We start from the raw sequence: 26,222 nt of genomic DNA, 5'->3' as shown, positions 1-26,222 counted from the left end.
CATGATCAAGAGAGACAGAAAATAGAGGTAGGTGCACGTTATGGCTATACGTATTATTGTTAAAGATCCGGATCCTGTACTGCGGGAGAAGGCGCTCACTGTAACTAAATTTAATGCAAATCTGCATAAACTGCTCGATGATATGGCTGACACGATGTATGATGCTGAAGGCGTAGGCCTCGCTGCTCCGCAAATCGGCATTTTGAAGCGCGTTATCGTGATGGATTGCGGCGAAGAGCACGGCGGTTTGATCGAAATGGTAAATCCGGAGATCGTGTCCGCAAGCGGCGAGCAGGACGGACCTGAGGGCTGCTTAAGTATCCCGGGTATTCGCGGAGATGTAAAAAGACCGATGAACGTCGTGGCCAAAGGTCAAGACCGCAACGGCAATCCAATTGAAGTTACCGGCACAGAACTGCTGGCGCGCTGCGTTTTTCACGAAATTGATCACCTGAACGGTATTCTGTTCACCGATTTGGCGTCCAAAACGTATACGAGTGAAGAAGAGGAAGAATTCGAGTGAATATCATTTTCATGGGTACGCCTGATTTTGCCGTACCCTCCTTGCGGGCGCTGCTCGCGGAAGGGTACAACGTTACGGCTGTGGTTACGCAGCCGGATCGGCCCAAAGGCCGCAAGCGCGTGCTGACGCCTCCGCCTGTGAAGGTGGAAGCGGAGAAGCACGGCATACCGGTTTTTCAACCGGAAAAGCTGCGCCAGGCCGATGCGGTCGAACAGCTGCGTCAATTCAAGCCGGATTTGATCGTGACAGCGGCTTACGGTCAAATTTTGCCGAAATCGGTGTTGTCGATGCCTGAGCACGGATGTATTAACATCCATGCCTCGCTGCTGCCCAAATATCGGGGCGGCGCGCCGATTCATCATGCCATTCTGCGTGGCGAGCCTGTTACGGGCGTGACCATTATGTACATGGCCGAAGGGCTGGATACCGGCGATATGATCAGCAAGGTGGAAGTGGCGATTGAAGACACGGACACGACAGGCACAATGTTCGAGAAGCTGAGCTTGGCGGGAGCGGACCTGCTGAAGCGCACGCTGCCGGATCTGCTGGCTGGGCGCATTCAAGCGGTTGCTCAGAATGAAGCGGATGCCGTGTATTCCCCGAACATCCGTCGTGAAGACGAGTTGATCGACTGGTCGCGCTCCGCCGTTGAGATTTGGAACCAAGTTCGCGGCTTAAACCCGTTCCCGGGCGCATATACGCTCTGGAATGGCGAAGTGATGAAAGTTTGGGCAGCAGCGAATCCACAGGCTGCACAGCCGAAGAGCCGAACGGACGTTCAGCTTGGCGGCGCAACACCGCAGCCGGGCACTGTGCTGCAAAGCAGCGAGCAGGGGATAGAAGTGATGACCGGCAGCGGCACCATCTGGCTGACTCAAATTCAACCAGCCGGCAAGAAGGCCATGCCTGTCGCCGAGCTTATCCGAGGTTTAAAGCTTTCAGAAGGTACCGTATACGGAATTTAATTGATAAAAAGAGGTATGCATTTGTCGACGCAAAAACCAAACCGTCCACAATCCGGAACGAGCCACAAGCCGCAGAAGCCTGCTAAGGCTTCTGCTTCCAAATCATCCTCGGGCGCTGCGAAGAGCAGCGCTATTCAGCGTTCCGCCCGCGATGCGGCGCTGGAAGTGCTGACGCGCGTTGAGGAGGATCAGTCCTACAGCAACTTGCTGCTCAATCAAACGCTGCAAAAATATGCGTTAGACCGGGCTGACGCAGGTCTGGCCACGGAGCTTGTTTACGGAACGATCGGACGTAAAAATACAATCGATTTCTTTTTGGAGCGCTTTGTCAGCAAAGGGCTAGCCAAGTTGGAGCCGTGGGTAAGATGTTTACTCCGGCTTAGTTTTTATCAGCTTCACTACCTCGACCGCATCCCAGATCATGCGGTGGTGAGCGAAGCTGTCAACATTGCCAAGCGCCGGGGCCATCAAGGCATCTCCGGCATGGTCAACGGCGTGCTGCGGGCCGTGCTCCGCAGCAAGGAAGAGCTAACGCTGCCGGCTGCGCTCGGCGACGTGAAGCGCATCGCACTCACCCATTCCCATCCGGAATGGCTGGTGCGGCGCTGGATTCGTCAGCTCGGACCAGAGCTGACGGAACAGATCTGTGCGGCGAACAACGAGCCGCCGCAGGTGAGCATCCGCGCGAACGAACGGCGCCGTACGCGCCAGCAGCTGATCGAGCAGCTGCTGGCGGAAGGCGTCAGCGCAGAAGCGTCGAAGCTAGCGCCGGCCGGTGTGCTGGTGCACGGCGCTGGCAATATGGCGCTCGACCCCGGCTTCAAGCAGGGCGACTTCTCCATCCAAGACGAGAGCTCGATGCTCGTCGCCGAGGCGCTCGCGCCAAAGCCGGGGATGAAGGTGCTCGACTGCTGTGCCGCCCCGGGTGGTAAAACCGCGCATATCGCCGAGAAAATGGACGATATCGGGGAGATTTGGGCTTGTGATCTGCATGAGCACAAGCAGAAGCTGATTGCCGATCAGGCGGATCGGCTCGGATTAACATCCATTCAGACGTTGGTGATGGATGCGCAGAAGCTGGATGAGCATTTTGCGGCGGAGTCGTTCGATCGCATTCTGCTCGATGCGCCGTGCTCCGGATTCGGCGTGATTCGGCGCAAGCCGGATTTGAAATGGGCGAAAGATGAGTCCGAGGTTGCCAGCATCAGCGAGCTGCAGCATGCGATTCTAAGCCGGGTGCACCGGCTGCTCAAGCCGGGCGGGGTGCTGGTGTACAGCACTTGCACGATTGAGCGGTCGGAGAACGAAGACATGATAGAGCGCTTCCTGTCACAGCACAGCGAGTTTGAACTGGCGCCGCTTCCAGCGGATGCATTCGCCGGTGTTGAGCCGCAGGCGGCAGCATCCGGCATGGTGCAGATCATGCCGCAGCAGTATCATTCGGACGGCTTCTTTATCGCCCGGCTGCAGAAACGCGCATAGTTTGGCAGAGCACAAGGACGTGTGTTCGGCATCCTTTTGTGATAAAATAGACAAGATCGTGAACGAAAAATATACGAAATAATTACAGGTTGTGATGAAAAGATGTCTTTGAAACCATATTTGAAAGAGAAACCTTTTGTATACGATTTAAACTGGGATGAGTGGCAAACTTGGGTGAAAGAGAACGGTGAGTCCTCTTTCCGTGCAGGCCAAATATTTGATTGGCTGTATATCAAGCGCGTCTTCAGTTTCGATGAGATGTCGAATTTGCCCAAATCGCTGCGCGACAAGCTGAAGGATTCCTTCGAGTTTGTGACGCTGGGGGAGATCACGAAGTACCAGTCACAGGACGGAACGGTTAAGTTTTTGTTTGAGCTGGAAGATAAGAATGCGATCGAAACGGTTGTTATGAAGCACAACTATGGCAACAGCATTTGTGTGACGACGCAAGTGGGCTGCCGTGTCGGCTGTACGTTCTGCGCCTCAACGCTCGGCGGCTTGAAACGTGATCTGCGCCCCGGTGAAATTGTCGCCCAGGTCGTCAAAGCGCAAAAGCTGCTTGATGAGACAGGGGAGCGCATCAGCTCCATCGTTATCATGGGGATTGGCGAACCGTTCGAGAACTATGAGTCGACGATGAACTTTTTGCGCATCATGATTCATCCGAAAGGTTTGAACATTGGCCAGCGCCATATTACTGTGTCGACAAGCGGGATCGTACCGAATATTTATAAGTTTGCCGATGAGAATTTGCAGGTTAATCTGGCGATTTCGATCCATGCGCCGAACGATGAGCTGCGCTCGAAGTTGATGCCGGTTAACCGGAGATTCCCATTCGTTGATTTGATTGAAGCATGCAAATATTACATCGCCAAGACAGGCAGACGGATTACGTTTGAATACGCGTTGATGGGTGAAGTCAATGACCAGCCTGAACACGCGGAAGAGCTGGCGAAAGTGCTCAAAGAAATGCCGCTGAGCCACGTGAACCTGATTCCCGTCAACTTCGTGGCGGAGCGGGATTTCAAGCGCACGCCGCGCGACGATATTTTTACGTTCCAGCGCATTCTCGAGAAGGGCAAAATTAATGCGACCATACGCCGTGAACAAGGCAGTGATATCGCTGCAGCCTGCGGTCAGCTGCGGGCAAAGCATATGGAGAGCAAGTAATGGGGTGAAATCGGGATGAAGATGGTGAGCCGTACCGATATTGGCAAAGTCCGTCAAGTAAATGAGGACCGTGCCGCCATTCATCATGAGCTTAATGGTCTTTCCCTTGCTATCGTGGCCGATGGCATGGGAGGGCATCAAGCCGGGGATATCGCGAGTCAAATGGCGATCGACATCATAGAGAGCGAGCTGCGGACGATCCATTGGGGCATGCCTGTGGAGGATTGCAAGATGGCCTTGCGCCAAGCGATTGAGCTGGCGAATGAGAAGATCTATGAATTTGCTTCAGGGCGAGAAAATTACCATGGCATGGGGACGACCGTCGTCGCTATGATCGCCTCGCAAGAGCTATTGATTATCGGGCACATTGGCGACAGCCGCGCCTACAAAATCAGCGGGGATGCGATTACCCAGCTGACGGAAGATCATTCGCTCGTCTATGAGCTCGTGAAGAACGGTCAAATTACACCGGAGGAAGCGGACCACCATCCGCGACGTAACTGGATTACCCGTGCACTAGGCACAGAGCCAGGCGTTGAAGTGGATCTGTACGAGTATGCATGGCGTGAAGGCGAGACGGTGCTCATATGTTCCGACGGACTGAGCGGACTCGTGGATGCCAATGAAATATGGAAAATTATTCGAAATAATCCGGAACTGGATACAGCGGCGGAGCGCTTGATCGCACGTGCGCTGGATGCCGGCGGAGACGATAATGTTACAGTCGTGTTACTGGCTCACGGTCATGATGCAAACGAGGAAAAGGGGTGATGAGGGTTGATCGGTAAAAAGCTTGGAGGCCGCTACGAAATATTGGAGAGAATCGGCGGAGGCGGCATGGCTTTGGTTTACAAAGGGCATGATCTTTTATTAAATCGAAAGGTCGCAGTGAAAGTGCTTCGCCAGCAGTACGTGCATGACGAAGAATTCATTCGCCGATTCCGCAGAGAAGCTCAAGCCGCCGCTTCACTTTCTCATCCGAATGTCGTCAGCATCTATGACGTCGGGCAAGAAGGCGAAGTGCATTACATTGTCATGGAATACATAGAAGGCACCACCCTGAACGATTTGATTAAGGAAAAAGCGCCTTTGCAGGTAGAGGATGCGGTTCATTACGCGGGTCAAATCGCCGATGCGCTCGATCACGCGCATCATAATGAAATCATTCACCGCGATATTAAGCCGCACAATATCCTAATCGGCAAGAACGGCCGGGTTAAAGTGACGGATTTCGGTATCGCGCGTGCGGCGACGTCATCCACGATCACGCAGACCGGATCGGTCGTCGGTTCTGTTCACTATTTTTCACCTGAACATGCGAAAGGAACGAATACCGGGGAGAAATCCGACTTGTATTCGCTTGGGATCGTCATGTATCAAATGCTGACAGGCCGCCTGCCATTCCTCGGCGAAAGCCCGATCAGCGTGGCGCTCAAGCATTTGCAGGAGGATGTGGAAGAGCCGCGCAAGGTGAACCCGCTTATTCCGCAAAGCGTTGAGAACGTGATCTTGAAGGCGATGCGCAAAAAGCCGGAGGAGCGTTACCAGTCGGCGAAGCAAATGATGGCGGATCTGGAAACGTGCCTCAGCCCGGAGCGCCGCAACGAGCCGAAGGTCGCGTTCTGGGATGCGGAGATGATGGATGAAGAGCGGACGCTCGTCATGCCGGCCATTCGCCCGAACCAGCTAGCTGACTACAAGGATGAAGAGGACGAGAAGCCTGCATACCGCGAAGAGCCCGAGCCGGTGAAGAAAAAGAGCTCGTGGGTAAAACCGACGATTTGGATCATCATCCTGCTCATTATTTTGGGCGGCATGTGGTATTTGGTCGGCTATGTGAAAAAGATGTTCGCGATCGAAACCGTCGAGGTTCCGAATGTCGTCAATGAAACGCTGACGCAGGCGCAGGCCGATCTGACGGCTGCGAAACTGAGCTGGACGATTGAGCACGATAAAGACAGCAAGCTGCCGAAGGACACGGTCGTCCGGCAAGATCCGAACGGCATTCGGATGAATGTCGGGACGAAAGTGACCTTGTACGTCAGCGATGGCGTGCCGAAGGTCAAGATGGAGAGCTATATCGGGCAATCGATCAAAGACGCCAGGCTGAAGCTGCAGGCGCTCGGAATCAAGGACGAGCAGATCACCGTCACGCAAGGGACGACAGAAGATACGCCGGATATCATTCAAAAGCAAACGCCGCTGGTCGGCGAAGAATTTGAAGTGGAGAAGGTGGCGATCGCCTTTACGGTGAGCAAAGCGAAGGAAACGTTCAAAATGCCGGATCTCGTCGGGCTATCGGAATCCGATGCCAAAGCGCAGATCGCTAAGCTGAATCTGAAGCTGCCTGTCAACGGCATTACGCGCGAGAAGAGCTACAAACAGCCGAAAGGGAAAGTCATTCAACAGTTTCCTTTCGATAAGAACGCTGACGTGTCAGCCGGATCGGAAATTAATCTGGTTATCAGCGACGGTCTGCCGGAAGATGCCGGACAGCTGAATGTCAGTATTCCGGTGAAACCGACGGAAGAAGGCAAAGATTCGGAATTCAAAATCGTCGTCAGCGATGCGCAATATGAGAACTTTGAGTATAAAACGGAGAAAGTGACCAAACCGCAAAATCTCGACGTCAAGGTCATCGTATCTCCTGATAAAAAAGCGGTTATTTTGATCAAAGAAGGCGACAACCTGGTGAATTCCATTACCCGCACGTATCAGGACTATCTGGACCAGAAAAATGGCAAAAACGTCGCGCCTACGCCAAGCCCGACACCTGGCATTAAGCAGCAGCAAAATAACGGGCCGGCCATTCCAGCCGGGGGCACAGGCAGCGGGACGAATGGCAGCACCTCGAAACCAGGTACTGGGGGAGGCAATTAATGCCACAAGGAGTTATCGTTAAGGCATTAAGCGGCTATTACTATGTGCTGCCGGAGGGAGCAGACCTGCGAACAGCAACGACCGTGACTTGCCGCGCCAGAGGCGTTTTTAAGAAGAAAAATATATCTCCCTTGGTCGGAGATGTCGTGACCTATGAGCTGACGGAGAACGGGGAAGGAACGGTTGTCGAGATCTTTCCCCGCACCTCCGAGTTGATCCGCCCGCCAATTGCTAACGTCAATCTTGTCGTGCTCGTGTTTGCCGTAACGGAACCGGTGCTGAATCTGCAGCTTCTGGACAAATTCCTGGTACATATCGAAAATACGGGTATCGACGTCCTGCTTTGCTTCACGAAGCGGGATTTGCTCACGGACGATCACGCGCCGGAATCGAAAGAAATGACGGTGTCCGAGCTCGAGCGGATCACGCGCTTATATGAAGGGATTGGCTATGATGTGCTGACGACCAGCTCGAAGCTGCATGAAGGCGTGGAAGCCATTTCGCAGCGTTTGAAGGGTGCGGTCAGCGTATTTGCTGGACAATCCGGCGTGGGCAAGTCATCGCTGCTCAATGAAATGATCAGCGGGGTCGATCTGGAGACGAACGCCATCAGCCAGCGGCTCGGCCGGGGCAAGCACACGACCCGCCATGTCGAGTTGCTCTCGCTCGACGAAGGCGGCTTGGTTGCGGATACGCCGGGCTTTAGCCAGCTTGATTTCATGGAGCTTGAAGTCGAGGGACTGGGGAGCTGCTTCAGGGAATTCGCCGAGTTCTCGGAAGGCTGCAAATTCCGCGGCTGCCTCCATCTGCACGAGCCAAGCTGCAAGGTCCGCGAGGCAGTCGCCGAAGGTTCGATCGCTGACTCGCGATATGAGCATTATTTGTTGTTTTTAACGGAAATGAAAGAGAAGAAGAGGAGGTATTAGACGAATGGTATATGTGGCACCTTCGATTTTATCAGCTGACTTTGCCAAGCTGGGTGATGAGATTCAGGAAGTCGAGCGCGGCGGCGCGGACTGGATCCACGTCGACGTCATGGACGGCCACTTCGTGCCGAATATTACGATCGGCCCGCTGGTGGTGGACGCGATCCGGCCGAAGACGAAGCTTCCGCTGGACGTGCATCTCATGATCGAGCAGCCGGACCGGTATATTCCGGATTTCGTCAAGGCGGGGGCCGATCTGATCTCGGTTCACGTTGAGGCTTGCACGCATTTGCATCGCACGCTGAACCTGATCAAGCAAAGCGGAATCAAGGCGGGTGTGGTGCTGAATCCGGCAACCCCGCTCACGATGATTGAGCATGTGCTGGACGAGCACCTGGATTTGGTGCTGATCATGACGGTCAATCCCGGGTTTGGCGGGCAAGCTTTCATTCCCGGCATGCTGAGCAAGATCCGTGCCTTGCGTGAGCAAGCCAACGCCAGAGGGCTTCACGGCCTCCATATCGAAGTGGATGGCGGGATCAATGATGTGACGGCTCGCCAAGTGGTGGAAGCCGGAGCAAACGTACTGGTGGCCGGTAACGCCGTATTCGGCCAGTCTAATCGGGCAGAGGCAATTCAGCGGATTCGGGGGTAGAAAGGGGACGGGGCAAGGTGAGAATTCTCTGGCTGTTCATTTACAGCGTCCTTTGCGGCGTGCTGCTGACCTTATATACGAACCTGCATGACATGTCCAAGTTTATCTTCTCGCTGGGTGCCCTTTATGCGGGCATCCGCTTTTTTCGCCGTTATGAACAGACGGGCCAGCGTGTCTGGTTTATCGTCCTGTCGGTTTTATTCTATTTCATTTTCAGTTTTGGATTTGCCTTGTATACACAAGTGCGCATAACCCCATAGATCTTGCATACATATAGTTACAAGAGCGGCATGCTCTTGTAGCTTTTTTTGCTTTCTGGAAGCTTAATTATGAGGGAGCCAGTAAATAGGAGACACATTTTTGCGGATTAGGCATATACTGTTGTGACGATTGTTGAGGCGCAGTGAAGATGCCATCTGTAAGCTCATGAAATCGCTGAGGAGGGGTAGAGTATGAAGTTCTACACAATCAAGCTACCAAAATTTTTGGGTGGATTCGTGAAGGCTGTACTGAATACGTTCAGCAAAAATTAACGGACATATACTTGAACCCAGAAATGCAAAAAAAGCACCTAAAAGGTGCTTTTTGTCTATCTTGCCGCGATTAAACGCGAGTCACTTTACCGGATTTCAACGCACGAGCGCTTACGTAAACACGTTTAGGTTTACCATCAACGAGGATGCGAACCTTTTGAACGTTAACTCCCCAAGTACGCTTGTTCTTGTTGTTAGCGTGAGAAACGTGATTTCCAGTGCCTGGACTTTTACCTGTAATAAAGCATTTGCGGGACATGTTTGACACCTCCTTCGGCAGTATACAAAGCAGCCTGGGTGGCAAGCCTAAGCTTGACATGACAGCTTTCCTCAAATTTAGACTTGGTTTTTACATCTTTACGATCGATAAGCAAAAACACACTTAGATATAATAGCATAGCGCCCTGAACCTAGTCAACGAATTACCTGTATTTTTACCGTTTATTTATTTATTATGTTATAGTACAATGAAGATTAGTCCATAATCGTCATACATAGAGAATTTCTTTTGCGACAGCAAAATGACATAAACATCGAAGGAGTTGTAGAAAGATGCCGATTGAGCTCACAACCGAATACGGAAAAGTTTACGTTACGAATGAAGTGATAGCAACTCTGGCAGGATCCGCTGCTTTGGAGTGTTATGGGCTTGTAGGCATGGCCACCAGAAAGCAGTTGAAAGACGGAATTGCCGAGCTGCTCGGCCGCGACAATTTGACCCGCGGAGTTGAAGTCCGTCGACAAGATGACAGAGTTGAAATCGATCTATATATCATTGTCAGCTATGGAACGAAAATTTCGGTTGTCGCCGGTAATGTCCAAACGAAAGTTAAATATATTTTAAACGAAGTCGTAGGACTCCATGTAGACGAAGTAAATATTTTTGTTCAAGGTGTTCGCGTAGCTAAGTAACCCCGATAATCAGGAAGGAGAATCGCTTTGAGTAAGCGCTTTATTTCAATAAATGGAAATGACTTCACAGCCATGGTCCTGGCAGGTGCGGAGAACCTTCGTCGCAATGTTGACAAGGTCAACGGACTGAACGTATTCCCCGTACCCGACGGAGATACTGGCACCAACATGAATTTAACCATCACCTCCGGGGTGGAGGAACTGAAGAAGAAGCCATCCTCTCATATTGGGAAAGCAGCGGACGCGTTGTCCAAAGGGCTACTGATGGGCGCGCGGGGGAACTCAGGCGTAATTTTGTCGCAGCTGTTTCGCGGATTCGCCAAGTATGTGCATGATTACGAATCCGTGAATGTCCAGCAGTTTGCGGCGGCTCTCCAGCAAGGGGTCGAGACAGCCTACAAAGCGGTAGTCAAACCGGTTGAAGGCACGATTCTGACCGTTTCCAAAGAAGCGGCCAAGCACGCAATGCAATATCGCCGCGGCGGCGATATTACGGATCTGATGCAAGAGGTGCTGCAGAAGGCGAAAGAAGCCCTTGCCAGAACGCCTGAGCAGCTTCCTGTGCTCAAGCAGGTCGGCGTCGTTGATGCCGGTGGACAAGGGCTTGTGTGCGTCTACGAAGGCTTTGTGACGGCGCTAAACGGTGGTCTGACCGATGCAATCGTTCAAGACGAATATGCCACCATGGACACGACGCTTGATCATGTTAACGTGGTGCCGGCGATGAATTTGGCCAAGGAAGCGCACGAGCTGCTCCCGGCGCAGGCGCATTTGGCAACGGAAGATATTGAGTTCGGCTACTGCACAGAATTTATGCTGACCATCCAACAGGGCAAAGTCAAAGGGATGGTTTTCGAAGAAGACCGCTTCCGCGAGCAACTGAGCAAATTGGGCGATTCCTTGCTCGTCGTCGCTGATGATGAGTTGGTCAAAGTGCACATTCATGCGGAATATCCGGGCGAAGTGATGAATCAAGCGATGAAGTACGGCGCTCTGAGCCGGATCAAAATCGAAAATATGCGCGATCAGCACACTCATATTCTGGAGGATGCTGCGTTAGGATATGCGGCGCCGGATGAAGCGGCTATTGATGTTGTCGTGCCTACTGTAGTGAATAAAGACTATGGGTTCGTGTCCGTCGCTTTGGGCGACGGCATTACTGACATTCTAACGAGCGTAGGCGTCGATGTCGTGCTATCCGGCGGACAAACGATGAATCCGAGCACAGAGGATATCGTCAATGCCGTGAACAGCATTGATGCGGATACGATTTTCGTGCTGCCTAACAACTCCAACATCATCCTAGCCGCGCAGCAAGCGGCAAGTTTGGTTGAAGGCAAGACGCTCGTCGTCATTCCGTCGAAGTCGATTCCGCAAGGGCTTGCCGCGATTTTGGCTTTCCAGGAGAAGGCGGATGTGAAGACGAACACGGAAGCCATGAGCGAATCGCTCCAGCGGGTGAAATCAGGTCAAGTGACCTATGCCGTGCGCGATACGAACATGGATGGCATCGAGATCAAGCAAGGACATTTTATCGGCATTCAAGACGGTAAAATCAAAAGCTCGGAAGCGAGTTTGATGGATGCTTGCAAAAAGCTCCTGGAAGAGATGGTCGAGGAAGGCAACGAAATCGTAACGATCCTGACAGGTGAAGACGCCAAAAAAGAAGAGACGGAAGAACTGGAAGCTTTCATTCAAGAGAAATATCCGGACATGGAAGTTGAGCTGCATCCTGGCGGTCAGCCGCTATATGCGTACCTGTTCTCTGTGGAGTAAAATATGATTAACTGAGGTGATCCCTGTGAAGAACATTCGGATTGTGACCGATAGTACGGCTGACATTCCATCGGCGCTAAGGGAACAACTCGGTATCGAGATGGTGCCGTTAAAAATACATTTTGGAAGCGAAGAATATTTGGATGCCGTGACGCTGCAGTCCAGTGCATTTTATGAGAAGTTGCAGTCGTCGCCGCATTTCCCTCGCACTTCGCAGCCTTCGCCGGCTGAGTTTCTGGGCGTATATCAGAGGCTGTTAGCCGAGCCGGATACGACGGTGATCTCCATCCACTTGTCATCATCGCTCAGCGGAACGTACCAGTCAGCTCTGCTCGCGTCCACGATGCTGGAAGAAGAAGCGGGAACCGTTCACGTGGTAGATTCACACTCCGCGTCTTATGGAATCGGCGCGCTGGTCGCTGCCGCTGCGGAAGCTGTTCAAGCAGGCCGGAGCGTGGAGGAGATTTTACAGCTCATCCAGACGATGCGCGATAACTTTTATATTTATTTTTTAGTGGATACACTAGAATTTCTGCAAAAAGGCGGAAGAATCGGCAAAGCGTCGGCTTTGTTTGGTTCTCTGCTGAATATCAAGCCGATCTTATCCCTGGATGCCAAAGGTGAAGTAGAGGCGATTGATAAGGTCCGTGGTCATAAAAAGGCAATTGCACGCATCCTGGAACTGTTGTCGGCGGATGTGTCCGGCCGCAGTATCAGGCAGTTGCACATTGCCCATGCGAATAATTTGGAAGGCGCGGAGCAGCTGCGCGAGGCGATATCGGGGCAATTTACCGTCGATCAAATCGGTTATATTACGCTCGGTCCGGTCATTGGCGCACATGCAGGGCCGGGGACGATTGCTGCTTTCGTGAGCATGGTGTAGGACAATGGAATTGAATCAATGCGAAGTACGCGAAGTCCATGGCGTTGGCGCTCAAAAAGCACTTGAGCTGAACGCCATGGGCATTTTTACGGTTATGGATTTGCTCGAATACGTGCCATTCCGCTATGAGGATTATACGGTTCGCGACTTGGCGAGCGTCAAAGACGGCGATCGGGTTACGGTGCAAGGCGTGATACTTGGTGAGCCTGTTCTGCAGCGCTACAGCGGCAAATCCCGGCTATCCTGCAAAGTGATGGTCGATCAGTTCTTGTTGACGGCGGTATGGTTCAACCGACACTTCCTGAAGGACCGGTTACGCCCGCAGCAGGAGATTGTATTAACCGGTAAATGGGACGCGAAGCGCAGGCAAATGAGCGTGTCCGACTCGGAGTTCCCCGGACAAGGCGAGAGCAAAACCGGCACCGTGCAGCCGGTCTACTCCATTGCCGGCACGATCACTCAGAAGTGGATGCGCAAAGTAGTTGCTCAGGCGCTAACGCAGTACAGCGCCATGATCAGTGAAGTGCTGCCGGCGGCGATCATGAGCCGGTATGGGTTCATGCCGCGCAGCAAGGCCTTGGCTGTGATCCACACACCGAGCGGTGTGGAGGAGGGCAAGCAGGCGCGCCGGCGCATGGTGTACGAGGAGCTGTTCCTCTTCCAGCTCAAGCTGCAGGCATACCGCGCGGTGACGCGAAGCCGCGCGGATGGGGTGAAACAGCAGGTGGATCTGCCTGCTGTCCGCGCCTTCGTGCGCGCGCTGCCCTTCCAGCTGACGGAGTCGCAGAAGAGGGTCGTCGGCGAGATCCTTCACGATATGCAGGAGCCATATTGCATGAACCGGCTGCTGCAGGGAGACGTCGGTGCCGGTAAGACCGTCGTGGCGGCGATCGCGCTGTTCGCGACGGTGAAGGCCGGCTTCCAAGGCGCTTTGATGGTGCCGACGGAGATTTTGGCCGAGCAGCATAAGCGCTCGCTTGACAAGCTATTCGAGCCGTACGGCTTGCAGGTCGCGCTGCTGACAGGCAGCTCGACTGACCGCCAGCGGCGCGACCTGCTGGCCTCCTTGCAGATGGGCATGATCGACGTTATCGTCGGTACGCATGCCCTGATTCAGGAGGACGTGTACTTCCGCCAGCTCGGCCTTGTCGTCACCGACGAGCAGCACCGGTTCGGGGTGAACCAGCGCAGCATTTTGCGGCGTAAGGGCATGAACCCCGATGTGCTGACGATGACGGCGACCCCGATTCCACGGACGCTGGCGATTACGGCGTTCGGCGATATGGACGTCTCGACGCTGCGTGAGCTGCCGAAGGGCCGCAAGCCGATCAAGACGTATGCCGTGCAGCATTCAATGCTGGAGCGCGTGCTGGGCTTTATACAGCGCGAAGTGGCGGCAGGCCGGCAAGCTTATGTCATCTGTCCCTTGATCGAAGAATCGGACAAGCTCGACGTACAAAATGCGATCGATGTGCACATTCAATTGCAGCAGCATTTTCCGCAGATGAAGATTGGCTTGCTGCACGGGCGGATGAGCGCGCAGGAGAAGGAAGCGGTCATGGCCGCTTTCAAAGAAGGAACGTTGTCGACGTTGGTTTCGACGACGGTAATTGAGGTCGGCGTGGATGTGCCGAACGCCACGCTTATGGTCATTTACGACGCCGATCGCTTCGGCCTGTCGCAGCTGCATCAGCTGCGCGGCCGCGTCGGCCGCGGCGAGCACCAGTCCTTCTGCGTGCTCATCGCCGACCCGAAGACGGAGGTCGGCAAGGAGCGCATGAAGGCGATGACGGACACGGCCGATGGCTTCGAGATCGCACGCCGCGATCTGGAGCTCCGCGGTCCGGGCGACTTCTTCGGCACGAAGCAGAGCGGCGCGCCGGAGTTCCGGATCGCCGACATGATGATCGACTTCGAGATCATGGAGCAGGCTCGCGACGATGCGGCGGAGCTTGTCGGCGACTCGAACTTCTGGACCAGCGCCGGCTTCATGCCGTTGCGCGCTTATTTGCAGCGCGCACAAGTGTTCGAGAGCGAAGTGCTGGATTAATAGAAAAAACGCTGGAATCGATAGAGCAAGTGAATCGATTCCAGCGTTTTTTAGTTTTGGCTGCGCACGTGGCTGCGGTATTCCGTCGGGGGAAAGCCGGTGTCTTTACGGAAGCTTTTGGTAAAGTGATTCGTGTCCTCGTAACCGGTCTGCTCGGCGATCTCTTTCATGCTCATCGCGGTGGTGGTGAGCAGGAATTTCGCTTTATCAATCCGCTTGCGGTGCATATATTTCGCTGGCGGCATGCCAAAATGCTTTTTAAAATATTTAATAAAATAGTTGGGGTGCAGGTGAACGCTCTTCGCCATCTGATCGACGGTGATGCTGATATGTAAGTTGGTTTCAATATAATGGCGCAGCTGATCGAGCCTGTCCATATCATCCGCCCGTTTCTGAAGCAGCTGGATCGGAACACTCTCCAAATAATTGGAAATAATTTGCAGGAGCAGCGCTTTTTCCCGCAGCTTGGAAGTCAAGTCCGGCTTGCCGAACAAGTGTGTGAGCTCTTGGAACCAGGCGGTCATCAGAGCGGGATCAGTCACCTGGATACATAAAGGGATGTCCAGCCATTGAAATAAATCGTACGAGCCGATATTCGCTGTAAAATGGCACCAATATTTCAAATAAGGGCGATCGCTAATCGTCGCGTACGATTGCAGCGAATGTGCGGGCAGCAGGCAGAGCTGGCCAGGCGCCGGATGAAAAGCATGATGGTCGGATTTGACCCAGCCTTCGCCGTCGATAATCCAGTACAGCTTGTTGTACTCGGGCGTGTAATCATAAGCTTGCCAATTGCTTGTGCATTGGGTCAGATGGGCTTCAAGTACATGAATCTGCAAGTTGTGCAGCATGTCGGAGAGAAAAGTCTGTTGCGGCGTTGTAATCATTCTGCTCACCTATTCAAGTTAATTATATCCTGATCAAGGTTAGTTCTGTACCTGTCGATTATAGCATATCCTTGCTAGACTTAGGCTGGGAAAAGAAATAATCGACCGAGGAAAGGTGAGTGTAGCGATCTATGACAAATGATAATGCGAATGTACAAGAGCGCATGGGGCGTACACAATGGTTTTTGGAGGACCGGTTCGGCATGTTTATCCATTGGGGCTTATATGCAATTCCGGCGAGAGGCGAATGGGTGCGGAGCGTGGAACGCATCACGGTAGAGGATTACCAGCCTTATTTTGACCAGTTTGATCCTGTGCGTTATGATGCTGCTGCTTGGGCGCGTGCGGCGAAACAGGCCGGTATGAAATACGCGGTGCTGACGGCCAAACATCATGATGGCTTCTGCCTTTTTGACAGCGCTCTCACAGATTATAAATCGACGAATACACCGGCAGGCCGTGATCTCGTACGCGAGTTTGTGGAAGCGTTTCGCGCCGAAGGGTTGAAAGTCGGGCTCTACTATTCGCTGATTGATTGGCATCATGAAGATTATCCGGCTTATGGCGACCGGATTCATCCGATGCGCGATAACGAGCAGTATAAGCGAAATCCGGAAACGTTTGACCGCTATTTAACCTATATGCATGGGCAGGTTCGCGAGCTGCTTACCGGGTACGGCAAGCTGGACATTATGTGGTTTGATTTTTCTTATGAGGAGATGATGGGTGAAAAGTGGAAAGCTTCGGAGCTGATGGCGATGATTCGCTCCTTGCAGCCGCATCTGATCGTGGATAACCGGTTAGAAGCGAGCGGTGAGCACGGCGGCAGCATTTTCACGAGCCATCCGAGCAGCTATGCCGGTGATTTTGCTTCGCCAGAACAGATTATTCCGCCGCAAGGTTTGACCGATAGCGATGGTCATTCCATTCCGTGGGAAGCATGTATTACTTTGAACAATAATTGGGGATATGCTGCCAATGATCAAATGTATAAGTCAGCGTCGACTGTCATCCGCAAACTGGTCGAATGTGTAAGCAAGAACGGCAATCTGCTGCTTAATGTCGGGCCAAATGCGCTTGGGGAGATTCCGCAGGCTTCGCTCGATATTTTGGCGGAAGTCGGGGCCTGGATGACTAGCAACAGCGCCAGCATTTATGGCTGTGCCCAAGCCGATTGGCCAAAGCCGGAGTGGGGGCGATATACACAGAATGGAAATAAGCTGTATGCCCATCTGTTTGAGGAGAGTGTGGGGCCGATTAATTTAAGCGGGCTGGCAGGTAGAGTGAAGCAGGCGAGATTGCTGGCGGACGGTTCGGAAGTGTTCGTTACCCGGCCATGGAATACGGCTCAATATCCGCATGATGCTTTTGTTAGCCTGGCGATGCCTGCGCATGCCAGTTATCCGCTGCCTGACCGCAGGGATACGGTGATAGAGTTGGAATTGGAGTAAAAAGCGAATCTTACAAGGATGCTTCTTTAGCCTGAGCTGAGCTCAGGCTTTTTGCTGCTGCTGAAATATAAGATTCGCGATCAGCTGACTTTGCTTTCGTGCGCCTCGGCTGTCCGGTTACTGACATTGATTGCAGCGCAGACATGCTGTATATGGCGACTTTATTCCAAGGGTTTCTAAGAATCAGTATTTGACCCGGAACGCTTTCGATTTTAAGATAATAGTAGATTGCTATTATCGATAGAAACGAAGGTAGAGCTTATGACGTACTTCCTCTGTTATTTGCTGTTAATGAATGTGATTACTTTCATCGAGATGGGGCATGACAAAGCCCAGGCCAAGAAGGGCGGTCAGCGCGTGCCGGAGAAGCGGTTGTTTCTGCTTGCTGCCATTGGCGGCGGCATCGGCGGCTGGCTCGGGATGAAAGCGTGGCGCCACAAGACGAAGCACACGTCCTTTATCGTCGGGATGCCGCTGCTTACCGGACTGAATGCCATCTGTGTCATCGCGGTCGTCATGAATATGTAGAAGGAGATTCAGCTGCCCGGGATGGCGGCTGTTTTTTTATGCCGATTTTGTGCCGTTCCGCTCAGCTAGTCAAGATTCGCTGAGCTTGCACATAAAATAGGAGCAAGACCTTGATTGGAGGTGCAGGCATGAGCTACCGACAGTATGGGATTGAACCGGCCCTCGTGGAGCGGGTTAAGTTCAAGTTGAAAAATCCGGAAGTCAAAGATCGCATGACCGTGCTGCTGCAAGGGGTGACGAAAACGGATTTGCAGGATCGCATGAAGGTGGCGGCGTTGGTTCAGGCGGCAGCCAGTGCCATTGGCGAGAATGTGATGGCCAGTCAGGCGAATCAGATTGTTGAGTTTGTGCTGGCGCAAAAAATTAATCCGTCGAGCACGCTGCATTTAATTCGTTTATGGGCAATGTTCCGATAATCCACCGCGTGGGAACGATCATCAATATTCGCTTGCATAACGAACAGGTGTTTGGTGTATAATGATATACGAATACATGTTCGCTTTTGGTGGTGATTGGACAGATGAACAGCCTATTGAGCAGGGATACGGATGAAGATGTGCAGATTATAAAATGTATGACGCTGCTTCCCATCTTGCGGGATATGGTGGCCAGAGACATGGAAGAACTTAGAGGCAATAAAGATAAAATCATTTATAATCATCTCATTTATTATCTTCGCGATCTCGAGCAATTGATATCGGCGGAACTGCAGGATATGATGCGGATTATGACCAAGCGCGATATGAGAATTGTACGTACCGAGCTGAAGTCGCGAGGGATCTATGTGGAATACAAGGCGCGCGGGTATCTCCATCATTATATGATGCTTCGCAGTCTGGTGAAGGCAGAGCTAATGACGATGCTGATGAAGATGCGGGGGAATTTGAACTAAAATTGATCCGGTTCGCTGTCTATGAGGCAGCAAACCGGAAGGGGACTGGCCAGGGACTAAACGTTCTGTTCGTCCTTCTTTTCCTCAATGAACCCGTTGATGGCTTGTTGTCTTCTTTGATTCTTCTCTTCGATGTTCTGCTTGTCTACCGCGGAAATTTCATCCGCATGCTCGTCCAAATAATCTTCGGCTTCATTCATATTAGCGAGCGTGTGGTCAATCGCGTTTTGCAAGCGAGCCGGGTTGTTGGAGCGATCGTCTGGTTTTGCCATTAGTCAGGTTCCTCCTTGGGTTGCGTGGATGTAAGGTTGATATTGACCCTCCCATACAATGCCTCAATCGGAAGAAGATTATACAAAACAAGTCAAGTTTAACGTGTTCCGTTCATACACTATCTTTGAGTATGTAGATAGAGGTGAATGGTATGGGAATTACGCTCGCGGAAGTGCTGCTTTCCATCTTTATATCCTCCATTTTTTATGTTATGTTGAGAGAAATCAGAAACGCTTGCAAAGACTCTCAATAGAACCGGTCTGCAGCTGAAACGGGGAAGTTATGCTAGGACTTGCTATTTTATTCGCATTTAATTTACTAGGTTATGCGATCCAAATGGGCCTGCACGTGCCGCTTCCCGGCAATGTGATCGGGCTTATTCTGTTTACGGCCGCACTGTTCGCCAAGTGGATCAAGCTGGCGTGGGTGGAAGAGGCAGCTTCCATGCTGACTAGGCACATGATGCTCTTCTTCTTACCCTTTACGGTCGGGGTGATCGCGTTCTTGCCGCTGCTCGGCAGCAATTGGTTGTCAGTGTGCGGCGGATTGTTCGGCGCCACCTTCGCCGTGCTGGCTGTTACAGGATGGGTGGCTAAGCGGCTGGGCATAGGGTCGCGGGAAGAAGGTGCCGCCCATGGGAAATAGCTTTGTCGGTCAACCGCTCTTTGGCTTATCACTGAGCGTCATTGTGTATACAGGCGCCTATATGCTGCAACAGCGGTGGCGCTTTTTACATCCGCTTTTTGTCTGTACAGGCTTGGTCATTCTCATCCTCATCAGCTTTCACATCCCTTATGAAGCTTACAAGCACGGCGCGGACTTCTTGACGCTTCTGCTCGGGCCTGCCACAGTAGCGCTCGGTGTGCCGCTATATAAGTACGCTTCGCTCATCCGTCAGCATTATAAACGCGTCTTGCTCAGCGTGCTTGCCGGTGCCCTTACGGGCATTACGGCGAGCGCCTTACTGGCCGGCCTGCTCGGCGGCAGCCGTACAGTGATTTTGAGCATGATGCCCAAATCCGTCAGTTCGCCGATTGCCCTAGAAATCGCCAGCCATTTGGGCGGCATCCCTGAATTGACCGCTGTCTTGACAACGTTGACAGGGCTTGTCGGCAGCATGTTTGGCACCCGCTTCCTGCGTTGGTTGGGCATCTATGATGACATTTCCATTGGCATCGCGATGGGAACGGCTGCCCACGGCATCGGGACGGCCAAAGTGCTGAAGGATTCCGAGCTGCAGGGAAGCTTCAGCGGGTTATCAATGGGCATATGCGGAATACTGACATCCATTCTTTTTGTTCCGCTGTATTTTTTGCTCGGCCATTAAATCAAATCAGCAAAGAACAAGGCAGATTCCTTTCTCGGGGAGTCTGTCTTTTTTATGTAGGCGCTTTAAAACTTACAAAACTTTTACAACACGAAAATGAGCGCTTAATAAAACTCTGCTAACCTTAAAGTTGAGTCGACACCACCAGTTGAAAGGCGTGAAGAGGATGAGTCAAAACCTTCTGAATTCGGCGCCGCAGCATGCCAAGCTGTCTGTCATGCTTGCTACAAGCGCTCATGAAATTGAACAGGCTATGCGTTTGAGGTATGAGGTTTTTGTAGAAGAAGAAAAAAATATGCGGATGCGAAATGAAGAAGGTTTAGAGCAGGACGCCTATGACGCGTATTGCGATCACTTAATTGTCAAGGATCTCGACGTAGACCGCGTGGTTGGTACGTATCGGCTGCTTCCGGGGGAACGCGCTCGGGACGGCATAGGCTTTTATTCCGAAACGGAGTTTGATTTGAGCGCCTATGAACCTTTTGCCAGGCAGACGTTAGAGCTGGGACGCAGCTGCATTGCTCCTGCTTATCGCGGGGGAAAAGCGATTCAACTGTTATGGGAAGGTATCGCCACCTACATTCAAGAGCGGAATTATTCGTATTTGATCGGCTGTGCCAGTGTACATATAAACGATATTGATGAATTAAACCTGATTTATTCCATGCTGCGCCAGAAGCAGGTAATTACCGACCGATTTGGCATTCAGCCTTTATCCACTCACCGTATCGCCGGCCTGAAGCAGCTGGAACTGGATATGAATGAGAAAGAATTGTTCCGCAAGCTGCCGCCGCTTATGAAGGGCTACCAGTGGCTTGGTGCGGAGATCGGTGGAGACCCTGCGTTTGACGAGCTCTTCCAGACGGTCGATTTCTTTATTATTTTGCAAAAAGACCGTGTGACTCGCCGCTATCAGCGCCATTTCCTGAATCAATAGAGAGAAGGGGGGAGCTGCAATGTACGATTGGATCGCAAAACTGACAAACGACGATACGGCTCTGCGCCGAATCGGAGGCGTGCTCGGTGTCCTGCCCGGATGGCTGATGGCAGCGCTGTGCCGATTGTTGGCCCGGCTGCTTTATATCGCCTCGCGCAGCAGCGTGCGCAGACGAATTGAATCCAACATGGCTGATGTGTTGAATTTACATCAGCCAGGCGTGCTGAATACGATCAGCTTGAACTATTTTCGGAACCTGGTCTATACGTTGTACGAAATTTTGTTCAGGTCTTACCGTTTAGATCGTGACGCATCCGGTACTTTTGCCGTGCAGGGACAGGCGAATTTTGATGAAGCGATGGAGCGCTCCCAAGGCAAGGGGCTGATCGTGTATACGCCGCATTTGGGTAATTTCTTTTATGCCTATTGGCATTTAACGCGCAAATATAACTGCTTGACGATAGCTTCTGCCGGCAGTGAGGAGCTGCGTCCGATGTATTTGAAATTTCAGGCGATGGGCTGCAGAGGGCTGGATTATGACAGCACACCACCGCTGGAAATGTACCGCACGTTAAAAAAACATTTGTCCGAAGGCGGTATCCTCTTTATTCTCGGCGATTTCTGGCGGCCGACATTTCCGACGTCCCGGTTATTCGGGAGGTTGACGCGTACGCCGGAAGGCGCTGCGATGCTCGCTCTTGAAAATAAGGTGCCTGTCGTGCCGTTCTACAGTTATCGGCTCAAGGGCTTTCAGCATCAGCTCGTTTTTGAAAAGCCGCTGTATCTCGATGAGCAGTTTACTCGCACTCAGCGTTCGGATGCCAATCAGGTTCTGAATGCGTTCATGGAGCAAGCGATTCGCGAGCATCCGTCCGAGTGGTTCTACTGGTTTAATGTGCATGAGCGCTGGGAGCCCGTACGGGCGGCGGATGATGCTGGGGAAAGTGAACAAGCGGAAGGTGAGCGGAACGTTTCCGGGAAAGCCGGATAACAACAAAGATGAGAGAAGGACAGGTGATCGGCCTATGGATACAGGGAGCCATTTGCTTTTTGGAGTCACACTTGCCGGATTGGCTTGCTTGGAGCCTGCCGTTGCGCAAGAGCCCGAGCTTGCCCATGCCATACTGACATGCACGCTGATCGGATCGCATGCGCCCGATTTTGACACCTTAGCCAGGCTGCGCGGTTACGCCAGCTATGTGCGCATTCATCGCGGGATTACGCACTCGCTGCCAGCGCTGCTGCTCTGGCCGCTCGTGATCAGCTTGCCGATTGCCGGCTTGTTCGGCGTCTGGGAACATCTGCTGAGCCTATATCTATGGACGTTTGCCGCAGTAAGCTTTCACGTGTTTCTTGATCTATTCAATGTGTATGGCGTTCAATGCTTCCGTCCGCTTTCCAAGAAATGGTTTCATTTGGATACGCTATGTCTCTATGAACCGTTTTTATTCGGCCTTCATAGTGCCGGGCTGCTGCTCTGGATCTTCCTTTGGCAGTTGCATGGCGGCAGTTTGATCGGCGTGATGTTCGCCTGGATTTACGGCATCACCTTTGCTTATATCGCCATACGCTTCGTACAGCGCCATTCGTTGATCCGCCGGGTGAAAAGCGCGCTGCAGCGCGACGGCATCTGTCACCTTATTCCAGGCCTGCACTGGTTTCACTGGCAGTTCGTACTGGAGAGCGATGACAGCTTCTATCTTGGCGTTATTCGCTACGGCAAGGTAGAAATTGATGAATCATTTGCCCGTACCGATTATATCGGGGATGACTCGCATCCGATCATTCGCGCTACGCTGTCCACGGATGGTGTGCGGGCGTTCCTGCATTTTGCACAGCGCATCTATGTGTGCTGGCGGGAAAAGCAGGACGGGGAAGGTTATGAGGTGCAGTGGCGCGATGTGCGCTTCTGGCACAAGAAGAAGCTGCCCTTTGGCGTCAATGTGCAGCTAGACCGTGACATGAACGTGGTCAGTGATACGCTCGGCTGGGATAAGAAAGCGTGGGACCCGCCATACGTGTGAATGTTTCATATGCAGCCTTGTTCTCTGAGGAGAGCGGGGCTTTTTTTATTAAAAATAAGCCTTGTTTGTCACTTTTTTACAAAAGAATACAAGCCTCAAGCCGCTCGGAATATGGTACAATAGAACTAGTGTTGTAGCGAAATATGACAAATGTTCAGGAGTAATGATGAATGAAGAATGGGAAATCCCGCGAAGCGGGTTTTACGCTGATCGAGGTGCTGGCATCGGTCGTTATTTTATCGATTGTATCGATCGCGATGTTCGCTTTTTTTAACAATGCGATGAGCTATAACAAAGGGAATCAGAACAAGACGGTGATGATTAACTTGGCGAGAAATACGCTTTTTTACATGGAGAAGCAAAGTTTTGATGAGTTGGATACTTATTTTGGCTCCCATGATCAAATTACGTTGGATGATTGCGATAGCAATATGGGATGTTCGCTGGGAAATGCGCTGCCCTCGATGAAAAGCAGCATCTACAACGTTTTTCATGCCGAGATCAATGGGATCAAGTACATATCAACAGTCACTTATCAACGGTCTCTCGTTGACGGTGACGGCAAGTGGACCTATTTATTGCCGATTAAAGTCACTGTGAAAGAGGAAGATGCCCCCTCTAGCAAAAACGGCAAACGTTACGAAGCGGATGTGGAGGGCTATGTAGTCGATGAAGCGATTCGTTAAATGGATGAAGCAAGAGGAAGGATTTACACTAGCTGAATTAATTGCCTCTTTGACGATACTTGGCATTGTGAGTGGCACCATCTATGCGGTGATCACATTCGGCTTTAATTCTTATAACAAAGTGACGGTTGAAAATGCGCTGCGTGACGAGGCCGATCTTATTATGTCATCTACGATGACGGAGCTGTATACGTTAGGACCAACTTCGATTAAGCAAGTGACGGACGGAATTGAGTTAACACGGACAGAGAAAGATTTGGAAGGCCATACCATTACCCACAATAGCCAGATTATGCTGAAGGAGTTAAGTGGCAAAGTTGGCTTATTCACAGGGGAAACGGGAAAACCAGCAACGATCGATGCTGATCTCAGTGGTTCCACCATTACGCTGGACTGTTCGGGTAAAGCTTCGGAGTGCAGCAGCGGACTTATTGAGATTGATTTGCATTTGGCGCAAAACGATAATCGGGGAACTGTGCATCGCATCAATCTGACGAGCAGGTTCGGATTTTGAAAAGGGGTGATGGTGTGAACCGGTTGCAAGACGAACGAGGCTCAACAATGCTGCTTGTGTTATTTATTATCGTGATTTTTACATTGTTAGGTCTTGCGGTTGTCAGCGCCAGCATCGGTGGAGCCGTCAGAACGGAGACGAAGCAAAAAGATGTGCAGAGCTTGCATTTGGCGGAAAAGGCGTTGAACGAAGCCGTAGCGATGGTGCAGGGCATGCTGAAGAAAGAGACGTCGATCAATATTGAGCAATTGCCAACCAAGCTAAATGCATTGAATGAAGCGATCAATCACCATGAAGTGAGCAGTCAATATGCGAATACTGTCGTTACAGATGCGGAGCTTGTTAAAGAAGAGCCGCCAATCATCGAGGTCCATGTCACGGCGACCATTGATGGTGTGAAACGAACGCTTACACAAAGGTTGGAAGTAAGCAATTTCCCGGATGTTCTGCGATATTCCGCAGGTTCAGAGAAAGGAAGCTTAATTATTAACGGGAATCCCTACTTTAATAATGGCGAAAGTGATGATCCTGAAGTAGGCGGTTTATATGCCGGAGAAGAGATTCGTATTAAAAATAGTGCCGAATATATGTATGACAATAATTCGGATTTAAGAGAACCGACCTGGTTTCCGGAATTGACCGGGACCGCTTACGTACATTCAATCAACAATATTAAATATTGCCAAGCTAAGGCGAACGTTCCTGAATCTTGTGCGTCTGCAACTGACTTTAATACGGTAAGGGAAGCGGATGGAAATACCCAGAATGAACCTGTTCAAACGGTACTTGGTCTGCAAAGTATTGCCGAAGTGAAAAGCGAGAAAGAGTTTGTCGGCATGAATATGCAAGAATCGTTCATCGATAAACTGACGGAAGCCATTGGGGGGACGGAAGCTGACCGCAATGAAATGGATGCGAGCTTTAAAGTCAGTCCTAGTCAGGCGGTTCAAACGGTAATCACGAAGCTCTCCGATGGGCTAGTAAGTCCTGACACTATTAATGGAGATGACAGCACAGAGGTCATCCAAGCCAAAAATAATGCTTGGTCTAGTTATAAGCAAGCGTTAAATGGACCTATTGGCAATATGACCATCGTACATAGGGGCAATCTAACTTTAGATCACGGCGATTATATGGGCATCAACTATTTGCCGCCGGTGTTAGGCTTGACAGGCGAAGAAGAGAATAAACAACCAGGCAAACAGTTCAGGGAAGCCATTCCAGGAAATCCTGGGTTTTATCACAGCAATTGGTTAATTGTGGATGGGGATCTTGATATTTATAACCCATTGAATGCGGCACCGCTCGATATTCGCGCTAATATTTTGGTTACGGGTGATGTTAATATTAGCGGTCAAGTTCGAATGGATGCCACCATTCTAGCGCTAGGTCAGACGACCATTCAAGATGCGTCGATTGAAGGGATGGAAAGGTACCAGAGCAATGGTGTTGCAGAGGCAGAAAAAAGTGAACTGGTTCTTTTTAGTCAAGGCAGCATTCTCATCACGAGAGTGAATACGAATACGGACGGGACCTTTAAAGATATTTCAGATTCAGCCTATCAAAACGTTTTCAAAGATTCGAAACCTGATCCAGGCGGGCTAACCAAATTGGACGCCTTCTTTTATACGGATGCTACGGCTGAATTATATGGCGTTGGTTCGATTTTCTGGATTAATGGCGGTTTCTTCTCAAAATATGATTTGAAAATTAATGCGGTGCGAGGCGATGTGCAGGTGAATTCGACCGGGACCGAAATTGAACTTAATAATGAGAATCAAAAAGATTTGGCATACAATCGTGCGCGATTCATCATTACGTATAACAGCAGTATTCTCGAACATCAATCGGCTGCTCTTCCGCGCGTGACTTCCTACCAATTGAAAAAAGGCAAAAAAATCATGAGCAATGAACAAACCCCGGTATCTCCTTAGAGATTCCGGGGCTT

General features: G+C 51.5%; 29 protein-coding genes. 26 read left to right on the top strand and 3 right to left on the bottom strand.

Annotation, left to right across the window (positions count from 1 at the left end; genetic code table 11):
* Positions 1–40 precede the first annotated feature (40 nt).
* The 10 genes from def to spoVM all read left to right on the top strand — a co-directional run bounded on the left by def (position 41) and on the right by spoVM (position 9,134).
* Positions 41–523, top strand: a complete 483-nt coding sequence (gene def / locus O9139_RS10260; RefSeq protein WP_270879365.1) for a peptide deformylase — start codon at positions 41–43, stop codon at positions 521–523.
* Complete coding sequence (gene fmt / locus O9139_RS10255; RefSeq protein WP_270879364.1) at positions 520–1,488, top strand: methionyl-tRNA formyltransferase; 969 nt, start codon at positions 520–522, stop codon at positions 1,486–1,488. Before def ends, fmt begins: the two co-directional genes overlap by 4 nt.
* Before the next feature lie 15 nt (positions 1,489–1,503).
* Positions 1,504–2,970 (top strand): 16S rRNA (cytosine(967)-C(5))-methyltransferase RsmB, encoded by a 1,467-nt coding sequence (rsmB, locus tag O9139_RS10250; RefSeq protein WP_377527104.1) that lies wholly within the window; start codon positions 1,504–1,506, stop codon positions 2,968–2,970.
* Between the two features lie 102 nt (positions 2,971–3,072).
* A complete protein-coding gene (rlmN, locus tag O9139_RS10245; RefSeq protein WP_270879363.1) occupies positions 3,073–4,140 on the top strand; it encodes a 23S rRNA (adenine(2503)-C(2))-methyltransferase RlmN in 1,068 nt (355 codons plus the stop codon).
* A 15-nt stretch (positions 4,141–4,155) separates the two neighbouring features.
* The gene (locus tag O9139_RS10240; protein ID WP_270879362.1) at positions 4,156–4,911 is read left to right on the top strand and encodes a Stp1/IreP family PP2C-type Ser/Thr phosphatase; all 756 of its coding nucleotides are present in this window, start codon (positions 4,156–4,158) and stop codon (positions 4,909–4,911) included.
* Positions 4,912–4,917: 6 nt separating this feature from the next.
* A complete protein-coding gene (pknB, locus tag O9139_RS10235) occupies positions 4,918–7,020 on the top strand; it encodes a Stk1 family PASTA domain-containing Ser/Thr kinase (RefSeq protein WP_270879361.1) in 2,103 nt (700 codons plus the stop codon).
* The gene (gene rsgA / locus O9139_RS10230) at positions 7,020–7,946 is read left to right on the top strand and encodes a ribosome small subunit-dependent GTPase A (protein ID WP_270879360.1); all 927 of its coding nucleotides are present in this window, start codon (positions 7,020–7,022) and stop codon (positions 7,944–7,946) included. The genes pknB and rsgA overlap by 1 nt, the downstream gene beginning before the upstream one ends.
* A 4-nt stretch (positions 7,947–7,950) precedes the next feature.
* Positions 7,951–8,601 carry a ribulose-phosphate 3-epimerase gene (gene rpe / locus O9139_RS10225; RefSeq protein ID WP_270879359.1) on the top strand — a complete coding sequence of 217 codons (651 nt, stop codon included), beginning with the start codon at positions 7,951–7,953 and terminating at the stop codon, positions 8,599–8,601.
* Between the two features lie 17 nt (positions 8,602–8,618).
* On the top strand, positions 8,619–8,861 hold the full coding sequence (locus O9139_RS10220; RefSeq protein ID WP_270879358.1) for a hypothetical protein: 243 nt from the start codon (positions 8,619–8,621) through the stop codon (positions 8,859–8,861).
* Positions 8,862–9,053: 192 nt separating this feature from the next.
* Positions 9,054–9,134, top strand: a complete 81-nt coding sequence (gene spoVM / locus O9139_RS10215; protein WP_014652194.1) for a stage V sporulation protein SpoVM — start codon at positions 9,054–9,056, stop codon at positions 9,132–9,134.
* Positions 9,135–9,204: 70 nt separating this feature from the next.
* Here the strand turns inward: spoVM and rpmB are convergent, their stop codons facing one another.
* Positions 9,205–9,393, bottom strand: a complete 189-nt coding sequence (gene rpmB / locus O9139_RS10210) for a 50S ribosomal protein L28 (protein ID WP_134754871.1) — start codon at positions 9,391–9,393, stop codon at positions 9,205–9,207.
* A gap of 293 nt (positions 9,394–9,686) precedes the next feature.
* Between rpmB and O9139_RS10205 the strand changes: the two genes are divergently transcribed.
* Genes O9139_RS10205 through recG form a run of 4 tightly spaced genes read left to right on the top strand, consistent with a single transcriptional unit; the run spans position 9,687 to position 14,755 of the window.
* Entirely contained in the window at positions 9,687–10,046 is a 360-nt protein-coding gene (locus O9139_RS10205; protein WP_270879357.1) for an Asp23/Gls24 family envelope stress response protein, read from the top strand.
* Positions 10,047–10,073: 27 nt separating this feature from the next.
* Positions 10,074–11,822, top strand: coding sequence for a DAK2 domain-containing protein (locus O9139_RS10200; protein ID WP_270879356.1), 1,749 nt, complete (start codon positions 10,074–10,076; stop codon positions 11,820–11,822).
* A 25-nt stretch (positions 11,823–11,847) separates the two neighbouring features.
* Entirely contained in the window at positions 11,848–12,705 is an 858-nt protein-coding gene (locus tag O9139_RS10195; RefSeq protein ID WP_270879355.1) for a DegV family protein, read from the top strand.
* Between the two features lie 4 nt (positions 12,706–12,709).
* Entirely contained in the window at positions 12,710–14,755 is a 2,046-nt protein-coding gene (gene recG / locus O9139_RS10190) for an ATP-dependent DNA helicase RecG (RefSeq protein WP_270879354.1), read from the top strand.
* A 50-nt stretch (positions 14,756–14,805) separates the two neighbouring features.
* On the opposite strand, the gene O9139_RS10185 is transcribed toward recG, so the two are convergent.
* Positions 14,806–15,642 carry an AraC family transcriptional regulator gene (locus tag O9139_RS10185; RefSeq protein WP_270879353.1) on the bottom strand — a complete coding sequence of 279 codons (837 nt, stop codon included), beginning with the start codon at positions 15,640–15,642 and terminating at the stop codon, positions 14,806–14,808.
* Positions 15,643–15,773: 131 nt separating this feature from the next.
* Here O9139_RS10185 and O9139_RS10180 point away from each other — a divergent pair, with 131 nt between their 5' ends.
* From O9139_RS10180 to O9139_RS10165, 4 genes are all read left to right on the top strand, one after another.
* On the top strand, positions 15,774–17,093 hold the full coding sequence (locus O9139_RS10180; protein ID WP_270879352.1) for an alpha-L-fucosidase: 1,320 nt from the start codon (positions 15,774–15,776) through the stop codon (positions 17,091–17,093).
* A gap of 228 nt (positions 17,094–17,321) precedes the next feature.
* Positions 17,322–17,621, top strand: a complete 300-nt coding sequence (locus O9139_RS10175) for a DUF1294 domain-containing protein (RefSeq protein ID WP_270879351.1) — start codon at positions 17,322–17,324, stop codon at positions 17,619–17,621.
* Between the two features lie 128 nt (positions 17,622–17,749).
* Positions 17,750–18,037, top strand: coding sequence for a stage VI sporulation protein F (locus O9139_RS10170; protein WP_270879350.1), 288 nt, complete (start codon positions 17,750–17,752; stop codon positions 18,035–18,037).
* A 104-nt stretch (positions 18,038–18,141) separates the two neighbouring features.
* Positions 18,142–18,513 carry a hypothetical protein gene (locus O9139_RS10165; RefSeq protein ID WP_270879349.1) on the top strand — a complete coding sequence of 124 codons (372 nt, stop codon included), beginning with the start codon at positions 18,142–18,144 and terminating at the stop codon, positions 18,511–18,513.
* Positions 18,514–18,569: 56 nt separating this feature from the next.
* Here the strand turns inward: O9139_RS10165 and tlp are convergent, their stop codons facing one another.
* Positions 18,570–18,785, bottom strand: a complete 216-nt coding sequence (gene tlp / locus O9139_RS10160) for a small acid-soluble spore protein Tlp (RefSeq protein ID WP_270879348.1) — start codon at positions 18,783–18,785, stop codon at positions 18,570–18,572.
* A 283-nt stretch (positions 18,786–19,068) separates the two neighbouring features.
* Between tlp and O9139_RS10155 the strand changes: the two genes are divergently transcribed.
* The 8 genes from O9139_RS10155 (at position 19,069) to O9139_RS10120 (ending at position 26,208) form a co-directional block, all read left to right on the top strand.
* On the top strand, positions 19,069–19,431 hold the full coding sequence (locus O9139_RS10155) for a CidA/LrgA family protein (RefSeq protein WP_270879347.1): 363 nt from the start codon (positions 19,069–19,071) through the stop codon (positions 19,429–19,431).
* A complete protein-coding gene (locus O9139_RS10150; RefSeq protein ID WP_270879346.1) occupies positions 19,421–20,113 on the top strand; it encodes an LrgB family protein in 693 nt (230 codons plus the stop codon). Before O9139_RS10155 ends, O9139_RS10150 begins: the two co-directional genes overlap by 11 nt.
* Positions 20,114–20,279: 166 nt before the next feature.
* Positions 20,280–21,050, top strand: a complete 771-nt coding sequence (locus tag O9139_RS10145; RefSeq protein ID WP_270879345.1) for a GNAT family N-acetyltransferase — start codon at positions 20,280–20,282, stop codon at positions 21,048–21,050.
* 19 nt (positions 21,051–21,069) lie between these two features.
* A complete protein-coding gene (locus tag O9139_RS10140) occupies positions 21,070–22,041 on the top strand; it encodes a lysophospholipid acyltransferase family protein (protein ID WP_270879344.1) in 972 nt (323 codons plus the stop codon).
* 34 nt (positions 22,042–22,075) lie between these two features.
* Positions 22,076–23,074, top strand: a complete 999-nt coding sequence (locus tag O9139_RS10135) for a metal-dependent hydrolase (protein WP_270879343.1) — start codon at positions 22,076–22,078, stop codon at positions 23,072–23,074.
* Between the two features lie 170 nt (positions 23,075–23,244).
* A complete protein-coding gene (locus O9139_RS10130; protein ID WP_270879342.1) occupies positions 23,245–23,760 on the top strand; it encodes a PulJ/GspJ family protein in 516 nt (171 codons plus the stop codon).
* Positions 23,744–24,274, top strand: coding sequence for a prepilin-type N-terminal cleavage/methylation domain-containing protein (locus tag O9139_RS10125; RefSeq protein WP_270879341.1), 531 nt, complete (start codon positions 23,744–23,746; stop codon positions 24,272–24,274). Before O9139_RS10130 ends, O9139_RS10125 begins: the two co-directional genes overlap by 17 nt.
* 14 nt (positions 24,275–24,288) lie before the next feature.
* Positions 24,289–26,208: a hypothetical protein gene (locus O9139_RS10120; RefSeq protein ID WP_270879340.1), complete on the top strand. Its 1,920-nt coding sequence runs from the start codon at positions 24,289–24,291 to the stop codon at positions 26,206–26,208.
* Positions 26,209–26,222: the final 14 nt, after the last annotated feature.

The organism is Paenibacillus aestuarii (genome assembly GCF_027789125.1).
Classification (GTDB): Bacteria; Bacillota; Bacilli; order Paenibacillales; family NBRC-103111; genus Paenibacillus_E; species Paenibacillus_E aestuarii.
This window is presented reverse-complemented; position numbering and strand designations above follow the sequence as displayed.

What these genes read in the sequence shown, in the direction of transcription:
- def (WP_270879365.1), top strand. Translation starts at nt 41, where the DNA reads ATGGCTATACGTATTATTGTTAAAGATCCGGATCCTGTACTGCGGGAG.
- rsmB (WP_377527104.1), top strand. Translation starts at nt 1,504, where the DNA reads ATGCATTTGTCGACGCAAAAACCAAACCGTCCACAATCCGGAACGAGC.
- rlmN (WP_270879363.1), top strand. Translation starts at nt 3,073, where the DNA reads ATGTCTTTGAAACCATATTTGAAAGAGAAACCTTTTGTATACGATTTA.
- O9139_RS10240 (WP_270879362.1), top strand. Translation starts at nt 4,156, where the DNA reads ATGAAGATGGTGAGCCGTACCGATATTGGCAAAGTCCGTCAAGTAAAT.
- rsgA (WP_270879360.1), top strand. Translation starts at nt 7,020, where the DNA reads ATGCCACAAGGAGTTATCGTTAAGGCATTAAGCGGCTATTACTATGTG.
- rpe (WP_270879359.1), top strand. Translation starts at nt 7,951, where the DNA reads ATGGTATATGTGGCACCTTCGATTTTATCAGCTGACTTTGCCAAGCTG.
- spoVM (WP_014652194.1), top strand. Translation starts at nt 9,054, where the DNA reads ATGAAGTTCTACACAATCAAGCTACCAAAATTTTTGGGTGGATTCGTG.
- rpmB (WP_134754871.1), bottom strand. Translation starts at nt 9,393, where the DNA reads ATGTCCCGCAAATGCTTTATTACAGGTAAAAGTCCAGGCACTGGAAAT.
- O9139_RS10205 (WP_270879357.1), top strand. Translation starts at nt 9,687, where the DNA reads ATGCCGATTGAGCTCACAACCGAATACGGAAAAGTTTACGTTACGAAT.
- recG (WP_270879354.1), top strand. Translation starts at nt 12,710, where the DNA reads ATGGAATTGAATCAATGCGAAGTACGCGAAGTCCATGGCGTTGGCGCT.
- O9139_RS10185 (WP_270879353.1), bottom strand. Translation starts at nt 15,642, where the DNA reads ATGATTACAACGCCGCAACAGACTTTTCTCTCCGACATGCTGCACAAC.
- O9139_RS10180 (WP_270879352.1), top strand. Translation starts at nt 15,774, where the DNA reads ATGACAAATGATAATGCGAATGTACAAGAGCGCATGGGGCGTACACAA.
- O9139_RS10170 (WP_270879350.1), top strand. Translation starts at nt 17,750, where the DNA reads ATGAGCTACCGACAGTATGGGATTGAACCGGCCCTCGTGGAGCGGGTT.
- O9139_RS10165 (WP_270879349.1), top strand. Translation starts at nt 18,142, where the DNA reads ATGAACAGCCTATTGAGCAGGGATACGGATGAAGATGTGCAGATTATA.
- tlp (WP_270879348.1), bottom strand. Translation starts at nt 18,785, where the DNA reads ATGGCAAAACCAGACGATCGCTCCAACAACCCGGCTCGCTTGCAAAAC.
- O9139_RS10155 (WP_270879347.1), top strand. Translation starts at nt 19,069, where the DNA reads ATGCTAGGACTTGCTATTTTATTCGCATTTAATTTACTAGGTTATGCG.
- O9139_RS10150 (WP_270879346.1), top strand. Translation starts at nt 19,421, where the DNA reads ATGGGAAATAGCTTTGTCGGTCAACCGCTCTTTGGCTTATCACTGAGC.
- O9139_RS10145 (WP_270879345.1), top strand. Translation starts at nt 20,280, where the DNA reads ATGAGTCAAAACCTTCTGAATTCGGCGCCGCAGCATGCCAAGCTGTCT.
- O9139_RS10140 (WP_270879344.1), top strand. Translation starts at nt 21,070, where the DNA reads ATGTACGATTGGATCGCAAAACTGACAAACGACGATACGGCTCTGCGC.
- O9139_RS10135 (WP_270879343.1), top strand. Translation starts at nt 22,076, where the DNA reads ATGGATACAGGGAGCCATTTGCTTTTTGGAGTCACACTTGCCGGATTG.
- O9139_RS10130 (WP_270879342.1), top strand. Translation starts at nt 23,245, where the DNA reads ATGAAGAATGGGAAATCCCGCGAAGCGGGTTTTACGCTGATCGAGGTG.
- O9139_RS10125 (WP_270879341.1), top strand. Translation starts at nt 23,744, where the DNA reads ATGAAGCGATTCGTTAAATGGATGAAGCAAGAGGAAGGATTTACACTA.